This window comes from Pseudomonas sp. HTZ2 (assembly GCF_033173945.1).
GTDB lineage: Bacteria > Pseudomonadota > Gammaproteobacteria > Pseudomonadales > Pseudomonadaceae > Aquipseudomonas > Aquipseudomonas guariconensis.
The window spans coordinates 3,023,735-3,041,275 of sequence record NZ_CP137332.1 but is presented as its reverse complement, the minus strand read 5'-3'; the positions used below and the strand labels follow the sequence as shown (position 1 = coordinate 3,041,275).

At 62.5% G+C, this 17,541-nt stretch carries 14 protein-coding genes and 2 pseudogenes; 8 read left to right on the top strand and 8 right to left on the bottom strand.

The window, feature by feature from the left end; genetic code table 11:
• The first annotated feature begins 203 nt into the window (after window positions 1-203).
• From R6G97_RS14095 to R6G97_RS14080, 4 genes are all read left to right on the top strand, one after another.
• Entirely contained in the window at window positions 204-1,238 is a 1,035-nt protein-coding gene (locus R6G97_RS14095; protein WP_182815340.1) for an acyltransferase family protein, read from the top strand.
• Between the two features lie 58 nt (window positions 1,239-1,296).
• Complete coding sequence (nfuA, locus tag R6G97_RS14090; protein ID WP_043206916.1) at window positions 1,297-1,881, top strand: Fe-S biogenesis protein NfuA; 585 nt, start codon at window positions 1,297-1,299, stop codon at window positions 1,879-1,881.
• Window positions 1,882-2,114: 233 nt separating this feature from the next.
• Window positions 2,115-2,723: an SCO family protein gene (locus R6G97_RS14085; RefSeq protein ID WP_317847116.1), complete on the top strand. Its 609-nt coding sequence runs from the start codon at window positions 2,115-2,117 to the stop codon at window positions 2,721-2,723.
• Window positions 2,723-3,202 carry a copper chaperone PCu(A)C gene (locus tag R6G97_RS14080; protein WP_070571594.1) on the top strand — a complete coding sequence of 160 codons (480 nt, stop codon included), beginning with the start codon at window positions 2,723-2,725 and terminating at the stop codon, window positions 3,200-3,202. The genes R6G97_RS14085 and R6G97_RS14080 overlap by 1 nt, the downstream gene beginning before the upstream one ends.
• A 118-nt stretch (window positions 3,203-3,320) precedes the next feature.
• Here the strand turns inward: R6G97_RS14080 and R6G97_RS14075 are convergent, their stop codons facing one another.
• A complete protein-coding gene (locus R6G97_RS14075; protein ID WP_043206911.1) occupies window positions 3,321-3,548 on the bottom strand; it encodes a hypothetical protein in 228 nt (75 codons plus the stop codon).
• A 255-nt stretch (window positions 3,549-3,803) separates the two neighbouring features.
• Here R6G97_RS14075 and R6G97_RS14070 point away from each other — a divergent pair.
• A pseudogene (locus R6G97_RS14070) lies at window positions 3,804-3,927 on the top strand (MFS transporter); the annotation flags it as partial.
• A gap of 65 nt (window positions 3,928-3,992) precedes the next feature.
• On the opposite strand, the gene R6G97_RS14065 reads toward R6G97_RS14070, so the two are convergent.
• The 7 genes and pseudogenes from R6G97_RS14065 to R6G97_RS14035 form a co-directional block, all read right to left on the bottom strand.
• Complete coding sequence (locus R6G97_RS14065; RefSeq protein WP_317847115.1) at window positions 3,993-4,826, bottom strand: AraC family transcriptional regulator; 834 nt, start codon at window positions 4,824-4,826, stop codon at window positions 3,993-3,995.
• Entirely contained in the window at window positions 4,823-5,137 is a 315-nt protein-coding gene (locus tag R6G97_RS14060; protein WP_043206906.1) for an AzlD domain-containing protein, read from the bottom strand. The genes R6G97_RS14065 and R6G97_RS14060 overlap by 4 nt, the downstream gene beginning before the upstream one ends.
• Window positions 5,134-5,834, bottom strand: a pseudogene (locus R6G97_RS14055) (AzlC family ABC transporter permease). Before R6G97_RS14055 ends, R6G97_RS14060 begins: the two are co-directional and overlap by 4 nt.
• 93 nt (window positions 5,835-5,927) lie before the next feature.
• Complete coding sequence (locus tag R6G97_RS14050; protein ID WP_043207070.1) at window positions 5,928-6,590, bottom strand: hypothetical protein; 663 nt, start codon at window positions 6,588-6,590, stop codon at window positions 5,928-5,930.
• A gap of 190 nt (window positions 6,591-6,780) precedes the next feature.
• Window positions 6,781-7,875 carry a hypothetical protein gene (locus R6G97_RS14045; protein ID WP_090344819.1) on the bottom strand — a complete coding sequence of 365 codons (1,095 nt, stop codon included), beginning with the start codon at window positions 7,873-7,875 and terminating at the stop codon, window positions 6,781-6,783.
• 39 nt (window positions 7,876-7,914) lie between these two features.
• Entirely contained in the window at window positions 7,915-8,544 is a 630-nt protein-coding gene (locus R6G97_RS14040; RefSeq protein ID WP_043206902.1) for a LysE family translocator, read from the bottom strand.
• A 2-nt stretch (window positions 8,545-8,546) separates the two neighbouring features.
• Entirely contained in the window at window positions 8,547-9,323 is a 777-nt protein-coding gene (locus R6G97_RS14035; RefSeq protein ID WP_043206900.1) for a YqcI/YcgG family protein, read from the bottom strand.
• A 154-nt stretch (window positions 9,324-9,477) separates the two neighbouring features.
• Between R6G97_RS14035 and R6G97_RS14030 the strand changes: the two genes are divergently transcribed.
• The 3 genes from R6G97_RS14030 to R6G97_RS14020 all read left to right on the top strand — a co-directional run bounded on the left by R6G97_RS14030 (window position 9,478) and on the right by R6G97_RS14020 (window position 17,509).
• Window positions 9,478-10,398, top strand: a complete 921-nt coding sequence (locus R6G97_RS14030) for a LysR substrate-binding domain-containing protein (protein ID WP_070571588.1) — start codon at window positions 9,478-9,480, stop codon at window positions 10,396-10,398.
• A 125-nt stretch (window positions 10,399-10,523) separates the two neighbouring features.
• The gene (locus tag R6G97_RS14025) at window positions 10,524-12,884 is read left to right on the top strand and encodes a DNA polymerase II (RefSeq protein ID WP_317848155.1); all 2,361 of its coding nucleotides are present in this window, start codon (window positions 10,524-10,526) and stop codon (window positions 12,882-12,884) included.
• A 101-nt stretch (window positions 12,885-12,985) separates the two neighbouring features.
• A complete protein-coding gene (locus R6G97_RS14020; RefSeq protein ID WP_317847114.1) occupies window positions 12,986-17,509 on the top strand; it encodes an NEL-type E3 ubiquitin ligase domain-containing protein in 4,524 nt (1,507 codons plus the stop codon).
• Window positions 17,510-17,541: the final 32 nt, after the last annotated feature.

Below are 17,541 nucleotides of genomic sequence, written 5' to 3'. Positions count from 1 at the left end.
TGACCTTTTCGGATACGTTGCGGTCGGACCTGCCGGGTGGTCCTGATCCATCGCGGGGGCTGCGTGGCAGCCCTTGGCGGGTAAACCCGCTCCCACGGTTTCGCCGCAAGCCGTGCGCAAGCGGGTTTAGCTTCGACGAGCGCGCAGTGCGCGCCGCTGCGTTCGATCGGGGCCTCAATGCACCGAAAACCGCAGGAACCGGCATGCTGTATTCGCTTCAGGCTCTCCGGGCATTCGCCGCCTGGGTGGTGGTCTGCCACCACTTCATGCAGATCTTCTTCGACTTCCACGCTACCGGGCCGATCGGCCGACTGCTCGCCGAACGAGGCGCCGTGGGCGTGGATATCTTCTTCGTCATCAGCGGGCTGGTGATATACCTCTCGACCCGCGACAAACCTATCGCGCCCGGGCAGTTCCTGCTCAATCGGGTGCTGCGCATCGTTCCTGCCTATTGGTTCTACACATTGCTGATGGCCTTGCTGTTGCTGGTGGCCAGTCGCTGGATGCCGCACCAAGTGTTCGACGGGCAGCATCTGCTGCTGTCACTGTTGTTCATCCCGGCGGAGAACCCCGGCGGCTACGGCTTGTATCCGACACTCAACGTCGGCTGGACGCTGAACTTCGAGATGTTCTTCTACCTGTTGTTCGGCCTGGCCTTCCTGGTGCGACGGCGACACCATCTGTTGCTGGTGAGCGCAGCTCTGTTGATAGTCAGTGAGGTGCTTGGACGCATGGGCGTACTGAGCCGCTTCTACAGCAACGGCATCATCTACGAGTTCTTGCTGGGCATCGGCATTGGCGTGCTGTACCGCCGCGGGCTGGTGCGCGAAGGGCTGTGGTTGCCGCTGATGGTACTGGGGTTGGCGGGGTATGCCTTGTATCAGCTGGATGCCTCCGTGCGCCTGCTGCACTGGGGCGTGCCGAGTGCGTTGGTAGTGTTGGCGTTTGTCGCACTGGAGCCGTATTTCCATGGCAACCGGGTGCTCAAGGCACTGGGCGACTGCTCCTATTCGGTGTACTTGATTCACGTGCTGGTGCTCTATGGCGGCTGGTTCGCCAGTCAGCGCCTGGGCTTGAATCCCTATGCGGTGTTTGCCGTCTGCGTGCTGTCCATTGGACTAATGTCGTGGCTCAGCTTCCACTGGCTGGAGCGCGGCCTGTACCGGCGTATGCAGGCCTGGTTGCGTGAAGACAGGGAGCCAGCCCAGGTGCTGGCGCTTTCCCGAGTCAAATACTAGGACTTTGTTCGGGGGCCAGGTTGGCGTACACTTGCCGACAAGTCTGTGAGGAACTTCCATGAGCGCTATAACCATTACCGACGCCGCCCATGATTACCTGGCCGATCTGCTGTCCAAGCAGAACACCCCGGGCATCGGCATCCGCATTTTCATCACCCAGCCGGGTACCCAGTACGCTGAAACCTGCATTGCCTACTGCAAACCAGGCGAGGAGAAGCCCGACGACACGGCCGTGGGCCTGAAGAGCTTCACCGCGTACATCGATGCGGTCAGCGAGCCGTTCCTGGAGGACGCGCTGGTCGACTACGCCACCGATCGCATGGGTGGTCAGCTCACCATCAAGGCACCCAACGCCAAGGTGCCGATGGTCAACGAGGACAGCCCGCTCAACGAGCGCATCAACTATTACCTGCAGACCGAGATCAACCCGGGACTGGCCAGCCACGGCGGCGCCGTGAGCCTGGTGGATGTGGTCGATGACGGCATCGCCGTGTTGCAGTTCGGCGGCGGCTGCCAAGGCTGCGGCCAGGCCGACGTCACCCTCAAGGACGGCATCGAGCGCACCCTGCTCGAGCGTATCCCGGAGCTCAAGGGTGTGCGTGACGTGACCGACCACAGCAACAAGGAAAACGCCTACTACTGATCCATGCTGCCTGGCGTGGGTTCATTCAGCGTTCTCTTTGCAAGATGTTGCACCTAGCAACAAAGTGTTACGGAATCAAGCCCTGCGACAACAGGCCGCAGCCCGGATTTCAAGGGCTGCAGGCCGATCCCTCCTTCGTCGGGTGGATGCCCCTGGGGTGTCATGCCAGAATGCCTCGGTTTTTTCGTCGGCCCATCCCAGGGGCCGGCACCTTCCCTATAAAGGATGGTTCCATGACTGATTTACTGACCCGGCGTGCTGTCGTCGCCGGGATGGGCGTTCTGGGGCTTGGCCTGCTGGCCGGTTGCAACCCGGCCCGGGGGCTCGAGTTCAAGTACGGCAAGAACATGAGCAACGAAATCCTCGGGCGCAAATTCCGCCTGAAGGACACCCAAGGCAACGAGCGCACCCTGTCGAGCTTCTATGGCTCCATGCCGATGATCTTCTTCGGCTTCACCCAGTGCCCGGCTGTCTGCCCGACCGCCATGGCGCGCGCGGCGCAAATCAGGAAGTTGCTCAGGGGCCGCGACCGCGACCTGTTCCAGGTGGTGCTCATCACCTTGGACCCGGAGCGTGATACCCCAGAAGTGCTCGATGCCTACGTCAAGGCCTTCGACCCGTCGTTCACCGCCCTGACCGGCAGCCCCGAGGAAATCGCCGAGGTGGCCAAGGAATTCAAGGTGTTCTACGAGAAGGTCCCCGCCGGCGATACCTACACCGTCTCTCATTCGTCCACCAGCTACGTCTATGACACGCGTGGCACTCTGCGCTTGAGTCTTGGCCATTCCCTGACCGCCAAGGAATGCGCCGAAGACCTGGTCACCCTGATGGAGATTTGCTAATGGCTGTTTCACTGCAACCTGCCAAACGTGCGCTGGCCGTTCTGGCCATGATGGGCCTGGCCTTGCCGGCCCTGGCCCAGACCACCGTGAGTGATGCCTGGGTTCGCGCCAGCGTGCCGCACCAGCAGTCCACTGGCGCGTTCATGACGCTGACTGCCGACACCGACAGCAAGCTGCTCAGCGTGGCCTCGCCGGTCGCCAAGACCGTGCAGATCCACGAGATGAGCATGAAGGGCGACGTGATGAGCATGGGGGAGGTCAAGGCCGTCGACCTGCCCGCCGGTAAAGCGGTCTCCCTCGATCCTAACGGCTACCACGTGATGCTCATGGGCCTGACCCAGCAGGTCAAGGAAGGCGAGCAGGTGCCGCTGACCCTGACCATCGAAGATGCCAAGGGAACAAAGCAGACCCTGGAAATCCAGGCACCGGTTCGCCCGCTGGGGGCTGAAGCCGGGCATGATCACGCGCACATGCACTGATCGGTGGCATGGGCTGTCGCGCAGCCCAACGCGACACAAGGCCGCTCCCACCGTGTGGGCGCGGCCTTGCTACATAAAAGGGGCGCCAAAGCGCCCCGATCGACATTACAAATACTGCTCAGCTACGAAACCTCGGCAACGGTCGCTCGATGGTCAGCGAGGTCAAGGTCTTGCGTACCTGGGCGTCTTCGGCCTCCAGTGCCTTGAGGCTGGCGCGGATCTTGCCAGCCGCGGGCACATCGCCCTGCCGGTCGATCCAGTCGGCAATCTCCTTGCAGGCACTGCTCAGACAGGCTTGGCGCTGGTTCATCAGCGTCAGGAGGGTGGTGAGCTCTCTATCGGACATGGCAGGTTCCTCCGTTCAGCCCTTTCAGTGTAGCAGGGGGTGGGGCTCCTGCCTGATGTGGGGGCTAGGTACTCACTGCGCATCACCCTCACGTCTCGCGCGATGCACAACGACTGCATTATCCATTGAATGGCATATATACACGGCTTGGGTAAGACGGTCTTCATCCTCTCTATATGGGTCTTGTTCGGAGTGCGAGGCGTCTGTAGGAAGTGGTGTGGGGCAGATGTTGTTTACAATGTTTTGAGCGCGTGGTTCTCCTCGGAGGCGGCGGTTGGCTACGTTTTCTCGCTGCTGGCCACGGGTACCGTGCTGGGCGGCCTGCTCTACACCAGGGTTCAATCGACACACCTCGGTGCGTCTTGTGTTGCGCTATTGGGGGGCGACGCAAGGCATTGACCCGCCTGCAATTGGAGCTGCCTTTTTGAACTGTGTGACCGGGTGCTAAACGAACCGACACGCCTGCCGATACGCCCCCGGCGTCACGCCATAGGCCTGCTTGAATTGCCTGCTGAGGTGGCTCTGGTCGGCAAAACCCAGGGTGAAGGCGACTTCTGAGGCGGGGAGGCCGCTCTTGAGCAGCTCTCGGGCGCGGGACAGGCGGCGCTGCTTGAGCCAGGCGTGGGGTGGCAGGCCGGTGGCCTGGCGGAACACCCGGGCGAAGTGGAAGGGGGAGAGGTTGACCGCTGCGGCCAAGGCTTCGAGCGACGGTGGGTCGGCCAGCTGGCTTTCGAGCAGTTCGCGGGCGCGGGCCACAGCGCGCGGTTCGTTGCCGGGGGCGGGCGCCTCGGCGCCGTGGCCATGGCGTTGTACCAGCGCCAGGACTGCCTGGCGCCAGGCGGTCTGTTGTTCCAAGGCGCTTGCGTCGGACTCCGACAGCCGATGCAACTCGCTGAACAGGGCGGCCAAGGCGGGGTCCTGGATCACGCTGTCCTTGAAGTGCGGCATGCCATGGCGACCCAGCTCCAGCTCGTCGAGCACGCCGGTGACCCGTTCGTGCTCGGGGTAGAAGCCACGATAGCGCCAGCCTGCCTCGTGTGCCGTGGCGCCGGTGTGCAACTCGTCCGGGTTGATCAGCACCATGCTGCCCACCGGTGCCAGGTGCTCGCTGCCACGATGCCAGAATCGCTGGGCGCCGGACTCGATCACAGTGAACACGTAGCCTTCATGCACATGGGGGGCGAAGCGTTGCTGGAAATACCGCGCGTGCAGCATTTCCACATCGCCCAGTGCCGGGGCTTGCCAGAGGTGGGTCTGTTCGCGCGGGGGCGTGTTCATGCCAGCCAGCTGCGCAGGAGGAAGAAGATCAACATGCTCACCAGCATGCTCAGCAACACACTGCGGGTCAACAGCACCAGGGCGATGGCCACCAGTGAGCCGAGCAGGTAGGGGTTGGTGAGGCTCAGGTCCAGTTGATGCCCAGGCAGGAAGATGATCGGCCCGCAGATGGCCGTCAGCATGCCAGGTACGGCGAAGCCCAAGAATTGCCGGGCATTGGAGCTCAGGCGCAGGGGCAGGCGCGGTTCCAGGAAAGCGTAGCGGTTAAGAAACACGACAAGGCCCATGGCGAAGATCAGCAGCCAGGTCATGAGCGGCCTCCGGTGAGTTTCTGGCAAGCGAAGCCGGCGCTCATGCCCAGCAGGCCGGCGGCGACCAGAGCGGTCTCCCAATGCCAGTGGCTGAACAGCACCGAACACAACAGCGACACCGCCACGCACACCACTGTCGGCAGGTTGCGCACCAGCGGTGCGATCAACGCGACGAACGTGGGACGATGGAAAAGTCCAGGCCCAGCTGGTCCAGGTGTGGAATGTTCTGGCCTAGCAGGATGCCGGCCAGGGTGAACAGATTCCAGGCCACATAGAACGTCAGGCCGACGCCCAGGGCGTACCAGCGGTTGAACTGCTGTTGGTCGTAGCGGCTGGTCAGGGCAAAGAATTCATCGGTGAGCAGAAAGCCCAGCCCCAGGCGCCAGCGCAGCGGCTGGCCGGACAGCACCGGACGCATGCTCAGGCCGTAGAGCAAATGTTGGGAAGTCAGCAACAAGGTTGTGAGCAGGATCGAGAACAGGTTGGCACCGCCCTTGAGCATGCCGATCGCTACCAATTGCGCGGCCCCTGCGAAAACGATGGCCGACAGCCCTTGGCCCTCCCAGGCGCTGAGGTTGGCCTCGATGGCCATGGAACCGGCGAGCAGGCCCCAGGGGGCTACGGCCAGGGATAAGGGCATGATGGCGATGGCGCCATGGAGGAATGCTTGGCGGGCGACAGGTGGGCTGCAGGGCATGGTGGTGACTTGAATCGGCAAGGCAGTCCAGCATGCCAGAGCGGATGGGGCATGGCTTGAACATTCTTGCTGCCTGCCCCTTGCTAAGCGAGTCTAGCGTTTGCTGGTCAGGTGTCGTTGGGCTGCGGCGCAGCCATTGATGTCCACTGCCTTTTGCAGCAAGGTCTGGCGTTGTTGAGGATCGAGGTCGCCGAGCAGACGATACACCTCCGCCTGGTAGTCCCGCTGGCGCCCCCACTGCATTTCCAGGCCTTGGGGTTGACTGCGGTTGCAGGCCAGCCGTATCGCAGGCTGAGGGTAATAGGCGGCATAACGGGTGGCCATGCTGGGGATCGCTTCCAGCGCCTGACGGTAGGCGGGGCTTGCGTTGTAAGGCGGGCACCAGGTCGCGATCGCCGGGGCGGGTGGCGCGAATCCTTGTTGCAGGCTGGCTTCGAGCAGCGGGCAGGCCGCATCCGGAATTTGCGCCGTCGGCAGGTAGGTCATGTAGTACAGCGCCAGGCGGTACTGGGCGACCGGATGGTTGAGTGCCACCGATTTTTTCAGCAAGGCCACGGCGGTGGGTAGGGTTCGCGCCAGGGCCTGGCCTTGGCGGCTGAGTTCCGGGTCGCTGCCAATCGAGGTGCGCAGTGGGCTGGGGCTGTCGTCCTGGAGGTCGGCCTGCTCCAAGAGGGGCAGGGCCTGGCGGTAGAGCAGATCGGCATGGGGGTCGATCTGTACTTCCAGCGCTTGGGCGTCGAGCGCCAGCACGGCCATGAACAACGGCGACCAGAAGAAGGCGCGGTTCACAGGTAGGCCTCGCAGGCGGACTGGCCAGGGTGGGCCAGATACGGCAGGACGGCTTCGATCATCATGGCAGTTACGCATGTACCTCAAGCGAATCAAGAGCGACGACGCCGTATTCTAGCCACCCAACGCTGCCTGCCGAAAGGCCAATCCTGTTTTGTCAGACTAGCCTGACGGGCGGTGGTCGATAATTGGCGTGCTTTTCCTGGGCCAGCCCGAGCTTGGCGGTGATCACCTTGGCCAGTGCACTGTTGCCCAAGTCGTTGAAATGCAGGCGGTCGACGAACAACGGTTGGTCGAACATCGCGCAACTGCTGAGCATGCAGTTCATGTCATAGCAGGGCACCTGCGCGGCCTGTTGCTTGATGCGTCGAAAGAAGTCCGTGTGCAACTGGCTGTCGAAGACGTCGGCCAGCAGGCGGTCGAAGTTCGTCGGCTGGCGTTGCAGGTGCTGCAGCATGAGCTGCTCGCCCTGTGGAATGGCCTCCCGGCACCAGGGCAACAGGGGCTGAAGGATGAAGGTGAGGGTGGCATAGCCACCGCCCAGCAGGCGGTCCCACTGCTGCAGGCTGCGGCCGATGGTGTCGGCGGCGCGTGCCAGGCGTTTGTCGGGGGGCGACAGCTTCCAGGCGGGGGCCGGCGATTGTCTGCGAGGCGCCAGGGCTTGGCCCAGGCGGCGCCAGAGCGACTCGCCGGGTGGTGGATGGGCGGTGTGCACGCCTTCGTTGAAGCTGTTGAGCAGGTCCTGGTAAGCCAGGGCGTGCCCTTGTTCGTGATCGCCCGCCAGCACTTCGCCCAACGCCTCGTGTGCCAAGGTGTTCAGGCCGCTGAGTACGACTACGTGGCCGACCTCTGTGAAGCGATGTTGGTGGGTCAGGAACATCAGCAGTTCCTGAGTGGCATTGAGGCCGCAGCCGGCCAGGCTCAGCCAGACCTCGCCGGTCAGCGCCGACAGGTAGGAGGCGATCGTGTGTTTGTCGGAGCTGGCGCCGATCCCCAGGGTGGTCGAACCACCTACCAGCAGATTGACCCGCTTGACGCCGCTGTGCTCGGTCACCGAGCAGCGTCTGTCGGCACAATGGCTGTAGCGCATGCCATGGCTGTCGGTGTTGATGGTGCCGGAGCGATAGCCTCGTTCATGCATGTAAAGGGTGTGCGGTGCGCGACGGCTGCCCAGTAGCAGGAAGCGCTGATAGTCCTGCTGCAGGGGAAGAGGGCTGCCCTGGACGTTCGTGTCATGGTCGATCGGTCTCATGGGCGCTCCTTTGGCACGCGAGGTCGAGGGTGGCGCGGTTCAGCCGGCCAGCTCCTTGATGTTGTAGGCCAGTCCGGCAAGGGCAATCAGCAACAGGGCAATGCCCGAGGCAAGTGTGATGATGCGGTTGCTGCGTTGCGAGGCGATCTTGCCGATGGCGAATATGTACAGGCTGAGCACGGCGAAATCGATGGCAATCCACAATAGCGACAGCACCACCATGCTCTTGCCGAACGATTCGGTGATCTGGATGAACTGCGGGAAGAAGGAAATGAAAAAGATGATGTCCTTGGGGTTGGAGATGCCCACCATGAACCCCTGGAGCAGCCCGCCGCGTCCAGGCTGTTCAGGGGCCTGCGCTGGCACGTCGAGGGCTGGCGCTTGCAGCGCTTCCCGAAGGGTAGTGATGGCGATGTAGGCGATGAACAGGCAGCCCAGCAGGCTCATGCCGCTGAGCCAGGTCTTGTCGACCGCAGCGCTGGTCATGATGATCCAGGCAGCGGCGGCGATCAGGACAAGCGAAGCCCAATTGGTGCCGATGGCGGTCGACAGCGCCTTGCGCGAGCCTGAGGTAGCCGCGGTATTGACGATCAGTGCCACCACTGGGCCAGGGGTGGCGATCAGCAGCAGCACGGTGAGGGCATAGGTGGCGGTGAGTGCGGTGTTCACGGTCAGTTCTCGATCAGGGTTTCAGGTGTTGCATGCGCATGGAATGGGCAGCGCGAAGGGTTGAGCGAGCCCGGTTCCTGGAGTTGATACTGGCGCCATTCGAAATTGTCCTCCTGGCCGAAGAAGCCCAGGGTATCGGGTACGACGCCATCGTTGTAATGGCGTACCCGCTCGCGAATGCGTGCACGGATGCGACGGCCGCTTTCGGTGGCGGCGCTGGCGACCTCGTCGAAGCTCTCCCGCGGGTTGATGACGAAGGCGATGTGCGCGCCCAAGTTGCGGCTTTTCATCTGCCGGTGGGCCGGGAAATTCATGTTGATGAATAGCGCCATGCCAGCGAAGCAGAACGACCAGCCGCTGTCATGAGGGTCTGTGGGTAGCGTCCGAGGCCAGGGTTGCGGGTCCAGTTCATGGACTTGTTGCAGCACCGACCAGGCCAGCGCCTGCTGTTCGGCCAGCGTGCTGTCTGGCTCGGTTTCGAGAAACACCAGCAAGGGGTTGCCGATGCGCTGCCTGAGCGGGATGGGTTCGAGGATGCTCACGTAATCGGCGAGCCCTCGGGCAATGTCTGTCGCCAGTTGCGTCGCGCGCGCGAAGACCAGATGGCAGGTGCCGGCGGCGACCGCCTTGCGGCCGAACAGGCAGGGAAAGTCGGGATGGCCGAGCAAGGTACGAAACTGTGCGAGGGTTTGATACGCCCAATGTTGGCATTTTTGGATATGTTCAGCGGCCAGCTCTAGCGCATCCAGGCGATAGCAATTTCCATAACCCGTAAACATGGTGTCCCCAGAGATTCAGTGACATCTAAGCAAGATGTATGCGGTTTCCATTGTAAATTTGTGATTTAACAGCATTTTCTGAGAACCCTCCGACGTTGTAAAACGTGTGGAACTATGACCTACTATTAGTCTCACTCATGCTTTGGGCAGGACCATGTCAGAACGGATTCAAGCACTCCACGCCTTACGCGCCTTCGAAGTGGCCTCGCGCTACGGCTCCTTCACCCGAGCAGCCCAGGAGTTGGCCTTGACCCAGGGAGCGGTAAGCCATCACGTCAAGACCCTAGAGGCCATGTTCGGCTGCGACCTGTTCGAGCGGCGCGGACCCAAGCTGCGCCTGACCGAGCACGGCCGGTTGCTGGCCCAGGAGCTCAAGGTGGGTTTCAAGATCATCGAAAACGCCTGCGCCTTACTGCGTCAGGACCGCTACGGCCTTCGTCTGAAGGCGCCTTCGACGCTCACTGTGCGCTGGTTGCTCAAGGCGCTGGATGGCTTCAAGAAAATCGACAATAGCTGCACTGTGCAGTTGTCGAGCGTCTGGATGGACATCGACACGGTGGACTTCTATTCCGAGCCCTACGACTGCGCCATCCTGTTGGGCAATGGACGCTTCGCCGCGGATGTCGAGAGCCTGAAACTGTTCGACGAGTGGCTGATCCCGGTGTGCCATCCTGAGTATCTTCAAGGCGCTGAGCCGGGGCTATCTGCGCTGCAGCATTGCGACCTGTTGCACCCCTCGCCGGATCGGCGCGACTGGCGGCGCTGGCTGGCGCGGATGGACGCCCAGGACATCAGCATCGACCAGGGGCAGGTTTTCGACACTCTCGACCAAGGTATTTCGGCGGCCCAGCAGGGCCTGGGCATCTCGGTGGTCGACCTGGTGCTGGTCAGCGCCGACCTGGCCGCGGGCCGTCTGGTGACGCCGTTCAAGCACGCGGTGGCCACGGGTGATGGCTATTACATGACGTGGCTCAAGTCCAGCCCCAAGGCGCGCCACATGCAGCGCCTGCGGGACTACTTGCTCAGCCAGGTGCCGCCACTGGCTCACAAGGACATCGATTACCTCTACGGCTGATGACAAGCCCAGCGCACGGATCGGGCGCGCCCTGGATTGAATGGCCCCATGCAATCAAGACAGTCGCTCCCGTCCCGGCGCGGTAGAATGACGCTTTGCCAACGAACATGATCGAGGTCGACGCGGTGCAGTTGCAGCAGGGCTTTGTCCTCACCCGCCATTGGCATGACACGCCCGAGGGCACCTGCGTGGAGTTCTGGCTGGCCACCGACCAGGGCCCACGGCAGTTGCGTCTGGCGCCGCAGGTGTCGGTGGCGTTCATCGCAGCCGGGCAAGGCGAGCACGCGCGGCTGTTGCTGGAGAACGAGCAAGGGGTCGAGCTGCGCCCGCTTGGCTTGCGCGACTTCGAACAGCATCCGGTATTGGGCCTGTATTGCCGGCAGCACCGTCAATTGATGCAACTTGAGCAGCGCCTGCGCAGCGCCGGCATCGAGGTTTTCGAGGCTGACATCCGCCCACCGGAGCGCTACCTGATGGAGCGTTTCATCACCGCGCCGGTGCTGTTCAGCGGTCAAGCCGATGCCCAGGGCGTGATCTGCGATGCCCATCTCAAACCCAACCCTGACTACCGCCCTGCGTTGCGCCTGGTGTCGTTGGACATCGAGACCAGCGAGCGCGGCGAACTCTACAGTATCGCCCTGGAAGGCTGCGGCCAGCGGCAGGTCTATATGCTGGGGCCGGCCAACGGCGATACCGGCGAAGTGGATTTCGACCTCGAATACTGCGAGGACCGCGCCCAGTTGCTTGAGCGCCTCAACCAGTGGTTCGCACGCCATGACCCGGACGCGATCATCGGCTGGAGCCTGGTGCAATTCGACCTACGCCTGCTGCATGAGCATGCCGCGCGTCTGCAGGTGCCACTGACCCTGGGACGCAACGGTGCGCCGCTGACTTTGCGCGCCCATGGCAGCCGCAACCACGTGTTCGCCGATGCCCCAGGCCGGCTGTTGATCGACGGCATCGAATCACTGCGCTCGGCCACCTGGAGCTTTCCGTCGTTCAGTCTCGAGAGTGTCGCCCAGACCCTGCTGGGCGAGGGCAAGGCCATCGACTCGCCCTACCAGCGCATGGACGAAATCAACCGCATGTTCGCCGAGGACAAGCCTGCGCTGGCGCGCTACAACCTCAAGGACTGCGAACTGGTCACGCGCATTTTCGCCCATACCCGTCTGCTGGAGTTTCTCCTGGAACGCGCCACAGTCACGGGCCTGCCGGTCGATCGCAGCGGTGGTTCGGTGGCAGCGTTCTGTCATTTGTACATCCCGCCCATGCACCGGCTGGGGTATGTCGCGCCGAACCTGGGCAGCCGCCCGGACGAAGCCAGCCCCGGCGGCTTTGTCATGGATTCGCGCCCTGGGTTGTACGACTCGGTGCTGGTGCTCGATTACAAGAGTCTGTATCCCTCGATCATTCGTACCTTCCTGATCGATCCGGTGGGGCTGGTCGAAGGCCTGGCCCAGCCGGACGATGCGCATTCGGTGGAGGGATTTCGCGGGGCCCGGTTCTCCCGTACCCGGCACAGCCTGCCGGCGATCGTCGAGCGGGTCTGGCAGGGCAGGGAGGCGGCCAAGCGCGCAGGCAATGCGCCGTTGTCCCAAGCACTGAAGATCATCATGAACGCCTTCTATGGTGTGCTGGGTTCCAGTGGCTGCCGGTTCTTCGACCCCCGGTTGGCATCGTCGATCACCATGCGCGGTCATCAGATCATGCGTCAGACCCGGGCGCTGATCGAAGCCCGTGGCTTCGATGTGATCTATGGCGACACCGACTCTACATTCGTCTGGCTCAAAGGGGCGCACAGCGAAGAGGCCGCCGCGCGTATCGGCCGTGAGCTGGTAAACGAGGTCAACCAGTGGTGGCGCCAGCACCTTGAGACAACCATGGGCCTGGACAGCGCCTTGGAGCTGCAGTTCGAAACCCACTATCGACGCTTTCTCATGCCGACCATCCGCGGTACCGACGAGGGCAGCAAGAAGCGCTACGCCGGCCTGGTCCGCCGCGCCGAGGGCCAGGAGGAGATGGTCTACAAGGGGCTGGAGTCGGTGCGCACCGACTGGTCACCGCTGGCCCGGCAGTTCCAGCAGGAGCTGTATGGACGTATTTTCCGCGGCCAGCCCTATCGGGATTATGTGTGCGATTTCGTGCGACGCACTTTGGCCGGTGAGCAGGATGACTTGTTGGTCTATCGCAAGCGCCTGAGGCGTCCTCTGGCCGACTACCAACGCAACGTGCCCCCGCATGTGCGCGCCGCGCGCTTGGCCGATGAGTACAACAGCCGCCTGGGGCGAGCGCAGCAGTACCAGAACGGCGGCTGGATCAGCTACGTCATCACCACGGCCGGTCCCGAGCCGTTGGAAAACCAGCAGTCTCCGATCGATCACGATCATTACCTGTCGCGTCAGTTGCAGCCAGTGGCCGACGCGATCCTGCCTTTCGTCGGTGATGACTTCGGCACATTGACCGGTCGGCAACTGCAGTTGTTTTGAGGTGGTAGCTATCTAGCGTTCCTTCGCCAAGCCAGGCGCCTAGCCTCGTCGCTCCAGTCAACCAGGAGATGGACATGGGCGGCGAGCGCAATGAACCGCAAGTGAACGAAGCAACGCAGCTGGCAGCGGAGCGTGCCTATCAGGATGGCTTCATCGCCGAACGCCTGCCGCTGTGGATGAAGTCGGCGACGCCGCAGCAACGGGCTCGGTTTGCAGATGCGATGGACGAAAGCGTGGTGCTGCGTTCGCATCTCAAACACGTGCTGGGGCGGATCGAGGCGCTGGACGGCTTTATCAAATCCAAGCTGCAGGCTGCATTGCGAGCGCGCTATTCGGCTCAGTTCAATCTTCATCAGTGGAGCTTTATCGGCGGGTACCCGGAGCCTGTGATCAATGCCCAGCCCGTTGGCGTCCACCTGACCAAGCAGCAGTACGACCAGCGTTCGCTTCTGGAGGTGGCAGTACGCAACTTCACCGCTGAGGAAGCTGTAGCGGGCGGGCAACCGCGCGGCAATCGCTTGACCAGCGCCAGGCAGGGCAGGATCAAGGCGCCGTCTGCAACCGAGTTTGCCAAGCTGTGTCGTGAACTCGATCTTGGCAGCGCGTACCAAGCGCATCTGGCCGAGGTTTTGAGCGGACCTGTGACAGACGACAAACCGGCATGGACCGTCCCATGCTTGCTGGCTGACTGGAGCCGCCATGCCATGCTGTTTGATGCCTACCAGGCCCGTGACCGCGCTGGACTGAGCGAGCGTGAGCTCGAGACGATTGCCGAACTCTGCGCGAAACAGGTCGCGCAAAACAAGGCTTCGACCGTGACAGCGCAACGTCTGCGTCTGCTGGACCGCGACCTGCAGCAGATCGTAGTCATCGATGAGTCGCACAACGACGGAAGGTTGCTGCTCTATGTGCCTGGCGATCCAAACGGGGCCTGGAGCGCGTTCTCCAGCCTTCGCAAGCTCGCCAACGAACTGGGTAGGCGCCTACGCAGCCAGGCGTACCAGACATTCTTTCGCCGCTTCGTGCGCAGACGCGACAGTCATGCGTTCTATTCAATCGTGATCCCCGCGTACAAAGACTTGGTCATCTGGGCCAACATCAGCCTGGATGAAAGCCTCGTGCCCTATGGCACGCCGTTTTTTCAACGCCTGGCCCATGCGCGTATCGAGCAGATAAAAGATGACGCGAAGGTGCTCGTGGCGCCGGTTGAAGAACTGGACCGCACCCTGCAGCGCGAATACGACGAGCGCCTCGCTGCCGATGGCCAGGCATTGTTGTCCGCCGCAGGCCTGTTTGTGCCGGTGCTTGGCGAGGTGCTTTTGGCCGTCAGCGCCTGGGATACGCTCACAGAGGTCTACCACGGCATCGAGGCCTGGCAAGACAACCACACCCGCCAGGCATGCAAGCACCTGCTCAATGTCGTTACCGCGGTGTCGGTGGCCGGCGCCACCACCGCGGCGGTCGCTGGGGTAGAGGCCCTCTCGGCGCGCTCGAGCATCATGGACAACCTGCTGCCGGCCTATCTGGAAGACGGTTCGGCAAAGCTGTGGGCTGCGGACGTCAAAGCCTTTCGCAGTGACGTGCCACCGTCTGGCGCGACGAGCGATACAGCCGGGGTCTTCCGGTTGGGGGAGCAGGCCTGGATCGAGATGGACGGACACTACTACCGCGTGCGTCAGCGAACCCAGGACGGGCAATGGCAACTGCTGCCGCAGGCTGGGCATGGGCCGTTGTTGAGACACAACGGTGCGGGTGCCTGGCGGTTGTGGTTCGAGCAGCCGGCCCAGTGGGAAGACGTCCATTACTTGTTCCGTCGATTGGGAGGGCACTTTCGCGAGCTGGATGACGAGCGGATCGATCTGGTCCTTAGTTTCCACGGGCTAAAGGCGGATGATCTGCGGGGGTTGCACGTGTATGGTCGCGCGCCGGCTTCCGGGTTGCTGGACAGCACGGTCCGTGCCCACCTGGACTTGCGCATCCGCGACATGGTCGAGCGCTTGCGCTCGGGCAAACAGGTGGAGGATGCCTTCGCATTGCAAGGCGCCCAACGTCTTCCCGGAGCTGGCGGGCTGCCTGACCAGGCATTGGCCGAGGTGGCATGGAAGGCTCGGCGCGAGTTGCTGCAGGATCTCTACGAACACATGCCCAACGGCGAGAACCTCGCCAGCACGATGTTGCGTCGGGTGTTTCCCAGTCTGCATTGGCGTGCTGCGCAGGGGTTGGTGGACGCGGCGACGACTACGGACCGGCAACGCTTACTCGACAGTGGACGGGTGCCGCTGCAATTGGCGGAATCGTCCAGAGCGTATGTACAAAACATGCGTGTGACACGCGTGTATGAAGCGCTGCACCTGGACACGCCGCAAAACGCTGATGTGGCCCGGGTCGCCATCGGCATGCTGCGCTATTTGCCCAGTGCTGCCACGGGTATCCGCTGGCGTTTGTTCGAGGGCAGTGCGAGCGGCCTCTTGCTCGTTGCGAGCGAGCAGGGGGCCACCGCCTGCGATCTGATACACGTCGAGGGTAAGTTCCTGGTCGTCGATCCCAAAACGAACCTGTTAAGTGAGCCACATGAGTTGTTCGACGCGATGGCCACCGCCTATCAAGGCCAGCAAGCGGCCATGGGCATTGCCGATCCCTTTGCCCACAACCTGCGCGTGCTGCTGGCGCGCCAGGCGATCGAACGCCCCAGCGAGGTCGGGGAGCTGTTGAACAAAGGGCAAGGCAAGGACCGCTGGCTGGCCCCGCTGCGCCAGGACGATGGCCGGCTCGGTTATCCCTTGAGTGGGCGCCTGTCCGGTAGCAGCCGGAGCCGAGGAGGGCCCTGGATGATCCAGGCGGAACTGCGGCGGATCTATCCCACTTACTCCGACGCCCAGGTCAGTGCCTGGCAAGTGAAAATGCAGCGTACCGGCAGGGACATGGCGCAGGAACTGCGTCAGCTTCGTCACGAACTCAAGACCCTGGAACAATCGCTCAATACTTGGCTCACAGCCACCACTGCGCTGTTGGAAAGGTCAGACCGCAGGCGGGTCACGGGGCAATTGCTGGCGTGCTGGCAGCGAGTCACCGACGAGCCTTCGCAGCTCAATTCGTTGGCGATCGACTATCGCTTGGAACTTAACGGCCTGAGGCCAGGATTCTTGCCTCCTCTGCCTACCCGCAGCTTCTCCCATGTTTCTGAGCTGGCGATTCTGGATATGGACTTGGCGCATGTGCCGGACGGTTTCCTGCAGGCGTTTCCCAACCTCCGGACGCTGCGGGTCAGCGGCAACCGACTGTCTCGACTGCCGGCACGCCTGCATCGACTGCCGCGCCTGCGTGAACTGAACCTGTACGACAACCAAATCGCCCTGGATGACAGCCAAGCCTCTGAGCTGACTCGCTGCTCCCGCCTGGAATACATCAATCTTTCGCACAACCCTCTGGGGCTGGTGTTTTCCGTCAGCGGATTTTCCAGGCTCAGGCGACTGCTGCTGCGCAACACTTTCATCGATGTGCTGCCTCCGGGATTGCTAGAGTGCACGGAGCTGGACTATGCGGACCTGAGCGACAATCGAATCACCCGGATACCGCCGATGTTCCATCAGGCCCCCTTATGGCTCAGGCATCGCGTGCTGTTGATGGGCAATCCGCTGGCCGAGGACGATGTACAGGCCTTGCGCGTGGCGTTCCAGTCCGTCAGGGGAGCCAATACCCATGCCATAGCCTGGAGCAATGCCGTTGCGAGCGCTGACCGGGACCGGCTGCTCGAACTGTGGCACTCGATCGAGGCGGTCGAGGGCTCGGCTGGGCTCATGACTCTTCTGCGCAGGTTGCTCGATACCGCGGATTTCCAGAAACAACCGCAGGTATTGGCCCAGCGTGTGCTGACCATGCTGAAAAACATGCACGAGCAGACTGATTTGCTTACAGAGTTGTTTACCCATGCTGACGATGACCTGACTTGCCAGGACAGTGTGGCGTTGCGGTTTCACAATCTGGAGGTGCGGATGTTGGCGGTCCAGGCCAAGGCCCAGGCCGGCACCGAGCAGGGCGCTACGACGCAGGCATTGCTTAGGCTCGGACGGCGCCTGTGGCGCCTGGCGCAGGTCCAGGATCATATCTTGAGCTTCCTACGTGCCCAGGCTGAAGCCGGCACCCCCCTAGATGAGGTCGAGGTAATGCTGGGCTATCAGCTGGCATTGCGTGGATCACTCGATTTACCCATCGAGGCGGGCGAAATGGCGTTTCCCGAGTATGCCCATCTGGATCCGGCCCGGGTCGACCGGATCCGTACACAGGTTCGCGCCGCAGAACAGCATGAAGCGCTGGCCAGCTGGATGGTGGATCAGGATTTCTGGCGTGAGCATCTGTTGGCGGAAAACCCAGGACACTTCGACCAAGGCAACGCACGGCATCACCGACAGCTTGAGCAATTGACGGCGCAGCGGGATGCGTTGACGCAGGGCGACACCCAGGCGCAGGCCTTATCGGCCCAAGTTCTGCAACAGGTGGAAAACATCGAAGACCAGATGAAACAAATCCAGAAGCTGCAAAAAGCTGATGAGCGATACGAGATGCGTGTATTGACCAACCGGGTGCTGGGGACGGCCCCGGCCGGTGCTGGCATCGATGTCCGTTGATGCAAGTATTGCCTGCAGGTGCCGCGCTGGCT

Bases quoted from the DNA above. Each gene is read 5' to 3' on its own strand.
- R6G97_RS14045 (WP_090344819.1), bottom strand. From the start codon at position 7,875: ATGAGACCGATCGACCATGACACGAACGTCCAGGGCAGCCCTCTTCCC.
- R6G97_RS14075 (WP_043206911.1), bottom strand. From the start codon at position 3,548: ATGTCCGATAGAGAGCTCACCACCCTCCTGACGCTGATGAACCAGCGC.
- R6G97_RS14065 (WP_317847115.1), bottom strand. From the start codon at position 4,826: ATGAACACGCCCCCGCGCGAACAGACCCACCTCTGGCAAGCCCCGGCA.
- nfuA (WP_043206916.1), top strand. From the start codon at position 1,297: ATGAGCGCTATAACCATTACCGACGCCGCCCATGATTACCTGGCCGAT.
- R6G97_RS14030 (WP_070571588.1), top strand. From the start codon at position 9,478: ATGTCAGAACGGATTCAAGCACTCCACGCCTTACGCGCCTTCGAAGTG.
- R6G97_RS14050 (WP_043207070.1), bottom strand. From the start codon at position 6,590: ATGGCCGTGCTGGCGCTCGACGCCCAAGCGCTGGAAGTACAGATCGAC.
- R6G97_RS14080 (WP_070571594.1), top strand. From the start codon at position 2,723: ATGGCTGTTTCACTGCAACCTGCCAAACGTGCGCTGGCCGTTCTGGCC.
- R6G97_RS14035 (WP_043206900.1), bottom strand. From the start codon at position 9,323: ATGTTTACGGGTTATGGAAATTGCTATCGCCTGGATGCGCTAGAGCTG.
- R6G97_RS14085 (WP_317847116.1), top strand. From the start codon at position 2,115: ATGACTGATTTACTGACCCGGCGTGCTGTCGTCGCCGGGATGGGCGTT.
- R6G97_RS14095 (WP_182815340.1), top strand. From the start codon at position 204: ATGCTGTATTCGCTTCAGGCTCTCCGGGCATTCGCCGCCTGGGTGGTG.
- R6G97_RS14060 (WP_043206906.1), bottom strand. From the start codon at position 5,137: ATGACCTGGCTGCTGATCTTCGCCATGGGCCTTGTCGTGTTTCTTAAC.